Consider the following 12,957-nt stretch of genomic DNA (forward strand, 5'->3'; position numbering starts at 1 on the left):
AAATTAAAATTTGTTAGTTGAAATAGTTTTTGGGTTGCCGGAAAAATACCCTGAAACCATTGAATTCATAACGTTCCTGGAAAACTTGCATTTTAAATTGTGTTGTGTTTTAGAAAAATAAACGCTTGCCGCAAAAAATTCACTGTCATAACCTAGCAGCGTAGCTGCCTGACACAGGCGCTGACGAGATCCCCATTCACGAAGAAGAGATCTAATTGTTAAAGAGGAACTGTCTATCATGCTGGAGGGTTGTCAAACGGCCAAAGAACGTTGGGGAGGTGTATCAGAAATTATTGATCGCTGGCTCAACGAGCGTCAGGAGCTGATCGTTCTTTACTGTTCCATCAATGGAATGGATCAACTTGATGATGACAAGCGCCCGGTGGCCAGTAAATTGAAGGAGTTGTGCCAGATTTTAGTGGATTATGCTTCAGCTGGTCACTTTGAGGTTTATGAGCAGTTGATTCAGGAGGCCCGCGAGTTTAATGATGGGGGAATTGAGCTGGCTCATACGATGCTGCCAAAGCTGGAAGAGAATACCTCAAGGTGTTTGAAGTTTAATGACAGTTGTGAATCAATCAGCTCTCTGCAGAAACTCCAGGGTGCTGTATCGGAGTTAGGTGAAACTCTGGAAGAACGTTTCAGTCTTGAAGATAAAATGATTGAAACGCTGCATGAATCTCACCGGGAAAAGCTGAATGGATCATGATTTTCAAACCAGGTGAGGACAAACTGTTTACTGCATCCAGGCCATGCCGTCGTTTTGTACTCATGTCAGTATCAACTGCTTTTGTTTACATCCCTGAGTTCCACCTTGAAAATAATTGCTTCATTGGGTCCAATGATTCCGGGAATACCACTGGAGCCGTACGCCAGAGCCGAGGGAATAAAAAGCTCCCAGATTGACCCTTCAGGCATTTTCTGTATTCCTTCTGTCCAGCCCGCGATAACCCTGTTTAACTGGAAAGTTGCGGGCTGGTTGCGAGTGTATGAGCTTTCGAAGAGCGTTCCATCCAGTCGGCGACCTTCATAGTGAACGGTTACATGATCAGTAACGGAGGGCTTGATGCCATTGCCTTTTGTAAGTACCCGGTACTGAAGACCGCTTTCCAGTACAACAACTCCTGGTTTTTTCCTGTTTTTTGCCAGAAAATGCTGGCTTTTTTCCAGGCTCTCCTGTGCTATTTTCTGGTACTTGACCTGTTCGAGGTTTTGCTTTTGAACTTGAGCTAAATCAACAAAGCAGGTGATTTCATCCGGTGATAGCTGTAGAGTCTGGCTGCCAAGATTATCCTCTACCCCCCGGATAACGGCGTTAATATTGATTCCGCCAAACTGTTTCAGTTGCTCAGCCATGGATACGCCAAGGCTATAGCTTAACTTGTCGTTTTCTGTATCCAGAGCAGCAAATGAACATAAGGAACAAGAGAGCAGGGTAACGCCGACAAGCGTTTTTAATATCATACATATACTCTTTCTGACCAATTTTATATCTTGCTTTTCGACACAGTCTTTTCAGTACAGGGAACTTTGAGCCTTATCATTTAGTAAATTGTTTTTTTTGGCAACCCCAGTGAACGTTGCGTACTGAAAAAGTGCCCTGTTTAAAGCACTTTTTGTTGCAGTAAACCTGAAAAATAAACGTCATATTCTTTATATCTGTTTATAAAAAATGCAGTTTTATTATCAAAAAAATAGAGAGAAAGCTAAAAAAAAATTTGCAGATGACGAATAAGCACTCTATGTTGGAATTAAAACTGGGTATAAATTATTCAGTTTTTATTACGATGTACTAACTACTAGTAGATTGGTTAAATTTAACGAGGGACGACCCAATGCCTGCAACAAGGAAGACTGCAGCAAAAAAAAGTACTGTCAGGAAAGCTACTGCCAAAAAAGCTCCTGCCAGCAAAACCACTGCCAAGAAGACTGTTAAAAAGGTCGACATGGTTAAAAAGTGGGAAAAAGAAATCGATGCACTGAAGAAAAAGCTGGAAAAAGCCAGAGAAGCACTGAAAAAGGCCAAGGCCAGCGCCAAGAAAGCCTCTGCGAAAAAAAGCACGGCAAAAAAAACCACTGCCAAGAAAAAAGTAGCGGCTAAGAAGAAAACTTCTGCGAAGAAAGCCACTGTCAAAAAGGTGGCAGCCAAGAAAAAAACAGCGGTTAAGAGTAAGCCAGCTGCCAAGAAGAAAGTAGTTGCCAAGAAGCCTGCAGCTAAAAAGAAAGTAGCTGCCAAGAAAAAGCCTGCAGCCAAAAAGGCCGTTGTGGCCAAGAAAAAACCTGCCGCTAAAAAGGTAGCTGGCAAGCAAAAGGCTCCTGCTACAAAGACTGCACCTAAAAAGAAAGCTACAGCCAAAAAAGCAGCTGCAAGAAAATCTCCTGCCAAGAAGAAGTAAAAAAATGGCAATTTGAAGTTTAAAGGGGGAATTCTATTCCCCCTCATTACTTTTGAATCTTCACTACTTTACTGATATCTGATTTCATCTCTGCCACCTGTCTGAGGAGAAATGACACCACTCAGCCGACCTCAGGCAGCCACCGGCAGTATCATTATCGCTGACCTGCCTGACCATGTTCCAAGCTGTCTTATAACCTGTCCAGTCATCCTCATTTCTAGTACATCATTTCAATGAGATTGACGTGTACCATTTCCGTTCATCCTGAGCGCCCTTCGACGGCTTGTATGTTTAACCTCAGGACGAACGGAGTGCAGAAGCTTATGATAACGACAACCCATCAAACTCATAGGAGCCTTGGCACACAGAAAAGCTGCAAGACCAAAAATTGCAGCTCGATAGCACCGGGCACAGGAATGATGCCTTCCTCATGGATCAGTTGAACCTTGGTGCCGTTGTCGGGCAGGAAATACAGCATATCATCCACCGTACAGGTCCTGATTATCTTTCTGCACCATATGTTAACGCCACAAAGCTGAAAACAATCCCCCTTCAGGATCAGGCAGAGCATCAAGGATGGATTTTGAGAGGGTTGTGTTCGGATTGAACTTTTATAAGAAAGAGTAGTCTTAAACTGCAATTCAGCAATTCAATAGTCTAATGGATCTTTCCAATAATTTAATTTCAGTTTCTACTGCCTCTACTGACCTTGATTCCAATTCATTGGATTTGGCAGAACAAATCTGGCAATTTGATGCCAACATACAACGACCGAATTATCAAGGCATTTCTGTTCGGACGCTGGACACACTTATTCCTGTTTACCATAATCAATCCGGCACACCCCAAAATGAAGTAAATTCTTTTCATTTGTTGAATGAATATAATGTTGTTGTTCTAACACTTAACAATCAAGAATACTCTTTCGAAACCAATATCCCTGAGACGCTACATTTAGTTCTTGAAGAAGATGTTACCTGGAATTCTGGTAATGAATCCGTTAATAACACGCTTTCATCAACACGAAACAGCAACTTTGCCCAGCAGATATGCTTATCAGGGAGTGAGCCTGAGATCAGTGAGCCAATACCAGCGAGCCATTCTGATTCTGATTATCAGTTAACCAACCTACCTGTACCCTCTAACCCGAAAAATCCAGGGCCATTTACTGTAGATAGCTCGCTAAACCTGAACCAAAAAACACCAGCAGAAGAAGCGATTGCTGATGTTAACTCTTTAATAGTTGAGTGCCAGAAGAAGCGCAAAAGGGAGCGCCAAAAGGAACGCTACCAGAATGATCCCGATTACGCAGAGCGCCATAGGAAGCGCAACAGGGAACTCCAAAGGGAGCGCCGCAAAGATCCTGCTTACCTGGATCGCAAAAGGGAGGACCAAAGGGAGCTTCGCAAAGATCCTGCTTACCGGGAGCGTGAAAGGTTGTGTCAAAGGGAGCGCCATAAAGATCCCGTTTATGCAGAACGTGAAAGGAAGCGCCGGAGGGATCGCGCGAGGGAGCGCTATCACAATGATCCTGATTACGTAAAGCGCCGGAGGGAGATTCAAAGGAAGCACAAACACAACAATCCCAATTGCGCAAAGCCGCAAAAGAAGTGAAAAAGGAAGCGCTATCAAAATGAGCCTGGTTTCGCAGAGCACATAAAAGAACTTCGAAAGCAGCGCTACCACAATGATCCCGATTATGCAGAGCGCCGAAAAGTGCTCATAAGGAAGCGAAAAAGGGAGTTACTGCAGCAGCACTTATTGAATGATCCCACTTTCGCAGAACGCCGAAGGAGGATGCAGAAAGCTTCTGCATTGAGCACATAAGGGCTGCAAGAGAGCGTCAAATTGAGTTCTCATGAGAATGTGTGCCCGACGACGCTGAGCGCCGAAGTGCACGACAAAGGGAGTACCAACCCAAATGAAACATTAATTTTCTGGTTTGCTTTGCCTCCCTCTGAGAGAAGGCAGGGAAAAAATCATGGGAGCCCCTAATGTCAGCCATAAACCCGTTATTGTGTTCACGATAAACATGTTTCGATAATATTCTCCGTTTTGAACCTCCGGAAAAAAGTTTTTTGTAGCCTTAAGATAAAAAAACAAAATTATCAATCCCACAGCACTGCGTAATAAACGCTGCCAGATGTTTCCGTAGCCGTTGTAATGTAAGAATCGGGAGGTAATCATATACCCCGTGCCAAAGCCAAGACTGATGGCAATAATCCCCGCCATGATTGGCATATCAATGCCCCGGTAAAGCAGATAAAGGCCAGTTAACAGCAGCCATAAACTGCCGATCAGAAACCCAATAGTCTGCTTATTCAACCATTGTAAAAACCGGTCACCCCACAAATAGTTGATCCACAGCAGCACGGCAGCCAGAACCCACCCTCCGAGAATATCTCCGGGAAAGTGAAGACCAAAATAGACTCTCGAAAACCCGATCAGATAAACAATGGATAGCGCCATAACCCAGAACCACCGTTTACCTACGTTGATGGCCAGCATAACCCATAAAAGTGCTGAGTTTTGAGAGTGGCCACTGGGCATACCATAACCCCACTCCCGATCAGCTGTAATTGTCGGATCAACATCAAACGGCCTTGGTAAAGCCAGCCCATCCTTGAAACTGATATTGATAAAAAAGGACAATAAAACCAGGCTGAAAACACGAACCATAAAATGAAAATTCAAACACCAGAGCAGGAACGGGAGGAAATAAATATAATATTTACCCCCAAGATCGGTGGTGTGTTGCATAAATTTATCAGCCACCGGACTTCGATATTGCTGTATCCAGGCGACAAAATCCAACCCCCACTGGAGTAACTCAGTCACAAACAGCTCCTTTCTTATTTTGGTTCGCCGCTTAAAAACAGAGCACGCATATCAGTCAATAAAAAATGGCCTGAAAGCACCCTATGTTTCTTCTTGTATCTAAAATGACACTACAAATTTACGATTTTTTTTCTACAGCTACTTATGATCAGGATCGATTATCAGAAAGTTCAATATCAGGATTTAACCTTTGAAATTGTGATTGGCAATTATGAATTACTTTATTTATCAAATAGCCTAATTAGCACATAAGCCTTTCCAAAGGCCATCAATGGGATTATAACCACAGCCTTTTCCCTGACTGTCTCTCTTTAATATTTCAAATTTAACTATGGGCTCAAAATCAAGGGCCTTAACATAATCACAGTGTTCATTTGGGTTGGAAAACCAACGCAATTGGCCTCTCTCGGGATACTTGCTTCCTTTTCCCTGGGCAAAATACCATTTCTGGGAACCATCACCGCCAGTCAGACAGTGCTCCAGTGTCAGTTTTCCCGATAACCAGCTTAAGCAAAACTGCTCCCCTGCCTGTTTATTAAACAGTCTTTTGCCAACAAGGTCATAGCGCCAGACCTGATGGCTGACTGATTGACAGGCACTTACCTGAACCTTTGCCCCACCAAAACAGTCGTACTGCCCAACACTGTCCATATGACATTGTGTGACCGCCAGGCAACGATTATTCTTGAAATCACCAAGCTTCAGGTCTTCTGTCAGTTTTATGTGCTCTGGCTGCCATGGCCAATGACCTGACCAGTGCCAGAACTCGACTTCCTGTTGTTTCAGAGCGTCTTCATCCGCTGCAAATCCCAAACACTCTACCCTTCCGGTAAAAGGACTCAGGTAGCATTGATCATCTCCAGTTTCTGATTCAACAAAGTTGAACGTGACCGGTGAGGGCGCATCAGTATTACCCTGCAATAGCTTTACAAAAGCAAGAGAGCCAGGAGAATCCACTCGACTGTAAAGCTGATCCTGTTGATTAAACAACCATAGCTGCTGCAAATTCCCTGGCTGACAAATATCCATGGACAGATTTTTCGACAGCCGGGTCAAACATAGATCATCTTTTCGTTTCAGTGAGTGAATCCGTTTATTTTGAAAATCAAACATCCACCGCTGTTCAGGGTTTTCTTCGTTACATTCGCTGAACGTTACCCTGTTGCTATTAACGCAGCTGTCCATCAGTCTGCCTGCTTCGGAGTGACAGCCCTCCAGTTCATCCATTACAACCAGACACTGGCCTGTGTCTTTTTGCTTTAAAAGAAAGTTATTGGCATGAGCCGGAGATTCAACTTCATCTGCTCCATAGGTATTCTCGCCGGAGATCATGATCAATATATAGAAAGATACCTGGTATAAAGGCCTATGGGCTGAGCAGAGCATCATGTGTATCCTCGACATTTATTTCACGCGACCGATAATACCCCATGCAACAGAGCACCTGTATTTCACTGTTTCTATTGGTCTTGAACCTGTCAAATCAAGATCCAAAGACCAGAAAACCCCGCAAAGCGAGGTTTTCTGTTTTCAGCTGGAATGATCTTGCTTTCTATTGGAATTGACCAGGAGATAAGGCAAATAGTTCCTCAGTTCCCGAAAGAGCGGCGGCAGCTGAACTGTCAAAGCGAGGCAATAAACGCTTGAAGTAATAGCGTGCCGTCACCTGCTTGGCTTCCAGCCAGGATTGATCTTCACCGCCTTCAGCCAGCTTGTTGGTTGCGGTTTTGGACATTAATGACCACATCCAGCCATAGGCAACATAGGCAAAAGCATTCAGGTAATCAACACAGGCAGAATTAATGACGTTGGGGTCATTTTCAGACTGAGCCAGAAGTGTGCGAGTCAACTCCTCGAGCTTTCCTACCGCAGCCAGTAGCTCTTCAGTAAATTCATCATCAGCGTCAACGGATGCCCAAACTTCACTCAGGAATGTTTCAAGGTAGGTGCCGCCGCCCAGGGCAATCTTGCGGCCAAGTAAATCCAGCGCCTGAATGCCGTTCGTTCCTTCGTAAATCTGGGTGATACGAACATCCCTGACCAGTTGTTCCTGACCCCACTCACGAATAAAGCCATGACCACCCAACACCTGCTGGCCGGCAACACAACTTTCCAGCCCTGCATCGGTTAAAAAGGCTTTCACCACCGGGGTCAACAGCGCCACCAGGGCTGAAGCCTTTTCTTTTTCATGCTCATCCTGGCTGAACTTGGCTATATCCAGTTGCCTGGCTACATAGGTGGAAAAAGCCCGGCCACCTTCATTAAGGGCTTTCATACTCAACAGCATCCGTCGAATATCCCCATGGACTATCAATGGGTCAGCCGCTTTATCTTTTTGCACAGCACCACTGGCAGAACGTCCCTGGATGCGATCCTGAGCATATTCCAGGGCATTCTGGTATGACATCTCACTACTGCCAAGGCCCTGAATCCCCACAAACAGTCGTTCATAGTTCATCATGGTAAACATGGCATTCAGGCCTTTGTTCAGCTCTCCCACCAGGTAGCCCTTTGCCCCATCAAAGTTCATAACGCAGGTTGCCGAGCCATTAATTCCCATTTTGTGTTCAATCGAACCACAACCAAGGGTATTTCTTTCACCCAAAGATCCGTCCTCATTCACCAGAAACTTGGGTACCAGAAACAATGAGATACCTTTAGGTCCAGGAGGTGCATCGGGGAGCTTGGCTAACACAAGATGGATAATATTCTCGGTAAGGTCATGTTCCCCACCGGTAATGAAAATTTTGGTACCGGTGATGGCGTAACTGCCATCGCCCTTGTCTTCCGCTTTGGTGCGGATGATGCCAAGATCTGTGCCAGCATGGGGTTCCGTCAGGCACATGGTGCCCGCCCATTCACCGGAATACATTGGCGGCAGGTACGCTTCTTTCAATGCGTCGGAAGCGTGGGCATCAATAGCCAGGCTGGCACCGGCCCCCAGGCTGGGATAGAGAGTGAATGCCAGACTGGCACTGCAGACCATTTCATCAAATTGGGCAGCCAATACCTTGGGCATCCCCATACCACCATAAACAGGGTTCCCTCCCAGCCCGCTCCAACCACCTTCAGCAAACAGTTTGTAGGCCTCTTTATAACCTTCCGGAGTAGAAACCTGACCATGATCCCATTTACAACCTTCCTCATCACCCGAGCGGTTTAAAGGAGCAATGGTGCGTGAAGCAAGTTTGGCGGCTTCTTCCAGAATCGCATCGGCGGTTTCCTGATCCACCGTTTCACTGACAGCAGGCCACTGAGACCACTGTTCTTCCACGTTGAACACGTCATACATTATGAAACGCATATCACGAAGGGGGGCTTTGTAATCGGCCATTACTCTCCACTCCTGAAATTATTCTTCTTGCCAGAACGGCTTTTGATCACACAGGTTGTGAGTTCCGTGACGCTATCCTACCCGAGAAGTACCTGTTTTTCAGCAAAAGAGTGTGCTTCTTTGTGTTTAGTTGTCGTATTCAGAAGTTAAAGAAAACCTCAACGCCAAAGTAACGATTACCAAGGTCGAGTGATTTTTTTCGGTAAGATGAAAAACTGGAAGCCGGGGGCATAGCACTTAACCGAATCGACAAGTTTTGTATTATTCCGTTGTCACTGTCACCACCGATCCATTGACTGATTTTTCCAATAGGGTCAAGCAGAAGCAGGGCGGTAGAACCCAACGATTTAGAGCCCATTACTTCACCGTTATTATCCAGAATTTGCATTTTTTTCTGATAAGCCCATTCTCCGTACAGCCACCCCCCGAGCGGAGTAACAATAATGTCTTGAATGGACGGCCGCTCACACATCGCCTCAATGCCATATTCATAAAGGAAAGTGGACATCAGCAATGAATAGACAAATGAGTTCCACTGGTTATAGCCCGATGAGCGGGCTATAACGTAGTATACGCCGCCAAAATAAGGGTGACCGATATAATTGATATACCATTCATCGGTGTCCCATACAGGTCCCGACTTTACATTGTGCCACCACTTTTTGATGGGGCTGATTTTCGATTTATCCCATTTGGAAACACTCTCTGGCAACAGACTGATCACCCCCAGGACTCCCAGCGCCAATCCAAACGTCACTTTAGTTTGATACCAAAGTCTGGCCTGATTCTCTTGGGGATACTTATCAAATAGCGTGATGTCCCAACCTTTGTCTTTATCCTTCAGGAACCAGTGCCATTCATCTGAAGACAATGGATAATTGGTAAGCTCTGTTTGTAGCTGATGCTGGCTAAATATTTCCACCTGGTAGGCATCATGATGCACAACAGGCGGTGAAGCCTGCTGATTCGGGTTGTTTTTGAAATCATCAGAACTCACAGGTTGCAATAGTCCTGATAACAGAAAAAGGAAGGCAAGAAGAATCAACAGGTTTTTTATCGTTTGGGTATTCTTCTTCATAATGATGCGACATCAGCACAGCGTTATTTGCTGAATTCAGCTCCAGGGTCTTATGAAAGCAAACTCACATGTATAGACCATATTTTTATAGCTGGCAAAGCAGTCAATGCCTCTAAAGACTGAGTTCAAACGCACCAAATAGAATGCAAAATAAAGTTACTTTTTCACTGAGACCCTCATTTACGTCCATCATAAAAAAGTGCCAATTGCCGATGAAGTAAACTAGCTTAGTTTGATGATCTTCTTTTTGATTGATCATTTTATCGGAACAGTGCTGTTGATTCGATTACCCGGTCATGGAAGATAAGTTGTCCTGCTGTTCCGATATTGTTGATCATAGAGTCAGGCATCTTATGCGATATCTTCTAGTCTTGATCACTGCAATTGTGCAGATTTTTTTTGCTACCCTGTTTAACCAGTCAGTGAGCAAACTGGTACGGCCTAATGGTCGAATCATCTCAAGAAAAGAGCGCATCAAACGCAGCTGGGTCAGAACGATCTGGTTGGTAGCAGGTACTATCATGCTATTTAATCCGGTGCTCCCGGTTATTATGATCATTGCCTTACCCGCTACTTTTCTGAGTTTTATGATTCTTGATGAAATGCAGTAATAACCAACAAAAAAAGGCTACCAACCGGTAGCCTCTCTATTTGTTTGTTTTATCTTGTTGTGTCACCTATGGCTGAATAGCTGTCAGCCCGTCAGGCCAGAGACTTAAACGTCGCCAAAATCTTCCTCTCTCATGGCCATCAGGTTATCGGCACCAGACTCAATGCACGCCTTGTGCATCTGTGCTCTTGGTAACAGGCGCTGGAAGTAGAACTGTGCCGTCTGGATTTTAGCCTTATAGAAACCTTCTTCAGTGGTACCATTGGCCAGAGCTTCTTTTGCCGTCAGTGCCATCCGGGCCCAGAAGTAAGCAAGGCAGGCATAACCGGAGTACATCAGGTAGTCAACCGAGGCTGCGCCAACTTCTTCCTTGTTCTGCATGGCCTTCATACCAATCTGCATGGTCAGATCGCCCCACTCTTTATTAAGGGCAGTCAGAGGCTTGATAAACTCCTGAAGCTCTCCATTGTCTGCCTGAGCCTGACAGAACTTATGAACCACCTTGGTGAAGGGCCTCATGGTGGCACCCTGAGTCATCAGGACTTTACGGCCCAGCAGGTCCAGCGCCTGAATACCCGTGGTTCCCTCATAAAGCATGGCAATACGGCAGTCACGAACGTTCTGCTCCATCCCCCACTCACTGATAAAACCGTGGCCACCGTAACATTGCAGACCATGGTTAGCGGCTTCAAATCCTGTCTCGGTCATGAACGCCTTGACGATAGGGGTCAGGAAACTCATTTCCAGGTCAGCCTGTTTCCTGACGTCCTCATCGGGACTTTTCATTAAGTCCGCAATCTGTGCCACATAGTAAACCAGTGCACGGTTACCCTCCGTCAGTGCCTTGATAGTCAACAGCATACGGCGAACATCCGGGTGAACAATGATCGGGTCAGCAGGGCCATCAGGGTTCTTCACACCGGAGAGTGAACGCATCTGCAGGCGGTCACGGGCATATCGAACCGCCCCCTGATAAGCGACTTCGGCATGGGCAAGCCCTTGAATACCGGTACCCAGACGGGCAGAGTTCATAAAGGTGAACATATGGTTCAAACCTTTATTCACTTCACCGATCAAATAACCGGTTGCATCGTCAAAGTTCATTACACAGGTGGCGTTACCATGAATACCCATCTTGTGTTCGATGGAACCACAGCTGACACCGTTGGTTTCACCCGGAGCATCCGGGCGATGGCGGGGAACAATAAACAGGGAGATACCTTTGGTACCTTCAGGCGCGCCCGGCAGACGGGCAAGAACGATATGAACAATATTCTCTGCCATATCGTGCTCCCCGGCAGAGATAAAGATTTTGGTACCGGTAATACGATAAGTGCCGTCTTCCTGTGGTACGGCTCTGGTTTTCAACATCCCCAGATCAGTACCGCAGTGAGATTCAGTCAGACACATTGTGCCTGTCCACTCACCGGAAATCAGGCGGGTAAGGTAGGTTTCTTTCTGCTCATCCGTACCATGAGCTTCCAGAGTGTTCATTGCGCCATGGCTCAGCCCGGGATACATCCCCCAGGACCAGTTGGCTTCACCCATCATTTCACTGAGTACCAGCCCCAACGAAGAAGGAAGTCCCTGACCACCATGCTCAACATCACTGGACAGTGAGGGCCAGCCACCTTCAACAAACTGCTGATAGGCTTCTTTAAATCCGGTTGGGGTTCTAACGCCCTCTTCTGCCCAGGTACAACCTTCCTCATCGCCGACACGGTTCAGCGGTGACAGGACCTGTTCGCAGAATTTGGCGCCTTCTTCCATGATAGCGTCCACCATGTCCGGGGTAGCATCCTGACCTTCAGGAAGGTTCGCGTAATGCTCCTCAAAGCCCAGAACTTCATTACGGACAAACCGGATATCTCGCAGGGGGGCTTTATATTCTGGCATGATGCATCCTCGATGTTCTTTTATTTATGGATAAAGATGAGTATAGCACTATTCAAACAGTTGTTTGAAACTTACGTTTAGACAGAATAAATGTCAATACACGTCAGCAGTCAAACCAGTGGAGAGATATCCAGATACCCGGCAACCTGACTGGCACTGGTATCATCAAGAAATGGCACCACACCAAGACAAGGGGCAGGAATCATACGTTTCAGGGTCTCCAGGTTTTCATCATAACGGCTCATATCAGGATCCACCTGATTCGCCACCCAACCTGCCAACCTGACACCATCACGGAGAATGGCTTCAGCAGTAAGCAACGCATGACTGATACAACCCAGCTTCATGCCAACCACCAGAATGGCAGGGGTATTCAACGCTTTTGCCAGCTCACTGATCATCTCCCGTGAGTTCAGGGGCACTCGCCAGCCGCCAGCGCCTTCGATAAGAGCCAGATCATTTTTATGCATCAGGGCTCCGCGGCTGTAACCCACAAGTCGGTCCAGAGTCATACGCACACCGGCTTCCTCTGCCGCAATATGGGGGGCAATGGCAGGCTCCAGAGCCAGGGGGTTTATCTGTTCGTAAGGTAGAGCAAGCGTCATAGCCTCCATCAACGCCAATGCATCGTCATTTCTCAGGCCATTTTCAGTGAGCTGACAACCTGCAGAAACCGGTTTTAAGGCCAGTGTCGTTAACCCTTGTAAGCGGGCTGCCTCAAGCAGCCCACAGGTTACGACGGTTTTTCCGGCATCCGTATCCGTACCGGCAACAAAATAAGTTTTCCCCGGGTTGACTGGTGCTC

General features: G+C 46.2%; 12 protein-coding genes. 4 read left to right on the forward strand and 8 right to left on the reverse strand.

Annotation, left to right across the window (positions count from 1 at the left end):
• The first annotated feature begins 238 nt into the window (after positions 1–238).
• On the forward strand, positions 239–709 hold the full coding sequence (gene rsd, locus KDK13_RS01475) for a sigma D regulator (RefSeq protein ID WP_257282987.1): 471 nt from the start codon (positions 239–241) through the stop codon (positions 707–709).
• 71 nt (positions 710–780) lie between these two features.
• On the opposite strand, the gene KDK13_RS01480 is transcribed toward rsd, so the two are convergent.
• Positions 781–1,464, reverse strand: coding sequence for an FKBP-type peptidyl-prolyl cis-trans isomerase (locus KDK13_RS01480; RefSeq protein ID WP_257282988.1), 684 nt, complete (start codon positions 1,462–1,464; stop codon positions 781–783).
• Positions 1,465–1,835: 371 nt separating this feature from the next.
• Between KDK13_RS01480 and KDK13_RS01485 the strand changes: the two genes are divergently transcribed.
• Entirely contained in the window at positions 1,836–2,396 is a 561-nt protein-coding gene (locus KDK13_RS01485) for a hypothetical protein (protein ID WP_257282989.1), read from the forward strand.
• A 346-nt stretch (positions 2,397–2,742) separates the two neighbouring features.
• Here the strand turns inward: KDK13_RS01485 and KDK13_RS01490 are convergent, their stop codons facing one another.
• Entirely contained in the window at positions 2,743–2,883 is a 141-nt protein-coding gene (locus KDK13_RS01490) for a hypothetical protein (RefSeq protein ID WP_257282990.1), read from the reverse strand.
• A 173-nt stretch (positions 2,884–3,056) separates the two neighbouring features.
• Between KDK13_RS01490 and KDK13_RS01495 the strand changes: the two genes are divergently transcribed.
• Positions 3,057–4,010 carry a hypothetical protein gene (locus KDK13_RS01495; protein WP_257282992.1) on the forward strand — a complete coding sequence of 318 codons (954 nt, stop codon included), beginning with the start codon at positions 3,057–3,059 and terminating at the stop codon, positions 4,008–4,010.
• 315 nt (positions 4,011–4,325) lie between these two features.
• Here the strand turns inward: KDK13_RS01495 and KDK13_RS01500 are convergent, their stop codons facing one another.
• The 4 genes from KDK13_RS01500 to KDK13_RS01515 form a co-directional block, all read right to left on the reverse strand.
• On the reverse strand, positions 4,326–5,234 hold the full coding sequence (locus KDK13_RS01500) for a phosphatase PAP2 family protein (protein WP_257282993.1): 909 nt from the start codon (positions 5,232–5,234) through the stop codon (positions 4,326–4,328).
• Between the two features lie 237 nt (positions 5,235–5,471).
• Positions 5,472–6,623: an RICIN domain-containing protein gene (locus tag KDK13_RS01505; protein WP_257282994.1), complete on the reverse strand. Its 1,152-nt coding sequence runs from the start codon at positions 6,621–6,623 to the stop codon at positions 5,472–5,474.
• 163 nt (positions 6,624–6,786) lie between these two features.
• Positions 6,787–8,568: an acyl-CoA dehydrogenase C-terminal domain-containing protein gene (locus KDK13_RS01510; RefSeq protein ID WP_257282995.1), complete on the reverse strand. Its 1,782-nt coding sequence runs from the start codon at positions 8,566–8,568 to the stop codon at positions 6,787–6,789.
• A gap of 139 nt (positions 8,569–8,707) precedes the next feature.
• On the reverse strand, positions 8,708–9,565 hold the full coding sequence (locus KDK13_RS01515; protein ID WP_257282996.1) for a DUF3943 domain-containing protein: 858 nt from the start codon (positions 9,563–9,565) through the stop codon (positions 8,708–8,710).
• Positions 9,566–9,999: 434 nt separating this feature from the next.
• On the opposite strand from KDK13_RS01515, the gene KDK13_RS01520 reads away from it, so the two are divergent.
• Positions 10,000–10,257 (forward strand): hypothetical protein, encoded by a 258-nt coding sequence (locus tag KDK13_RS01520; RefSeq protein WP_257282997.1) that lies wholly within the window; start codon positions 10,000–10,002, stop codon positions 10,255–10,257.
• Positions 10,258–10,361: 104 nt separating this feature from the next.
• On the opposite strand, the gene KDK13_RS01525 is transcribed toward KDK13_RS01520, so the two are convergent.
• Both KDK13_RS01525 and bioD read right to left on the reverse strand, forming a co-directional pair.
• Positions 10,362–12,152: an acyl-CoA dehydrogenase C-terminal domain-containing protein gene (locus KDK13_RS01525; protein ID WP_257282999.1), complete on the reverse strand. Its 1,791-nt coding sequence runs from the start codon at positions 12,150–12,152 to the stop codon at positions 10,362–10,364.
• Positions 12,153–12,262: 110 nt separating this feature from the next.
• Positions 12,263–12,957: dethiobiotin synthase (bioD, locus tag KDK13_RS01530; protein WP_257283000.1), on the reverse strand; the 695-nt coding region annotated here is incomplete at its 5' end.

Origin of the sequence: Endozoicomonas sp. SESOKO1, from assembly GCF_024606265.1 — a bacterium.
GTDB lineage: Bacteria > Pseudomonadota > Gammaproteobacteria > Pseudomonadales > Endozoicomonadaceae > Endozoicomonas.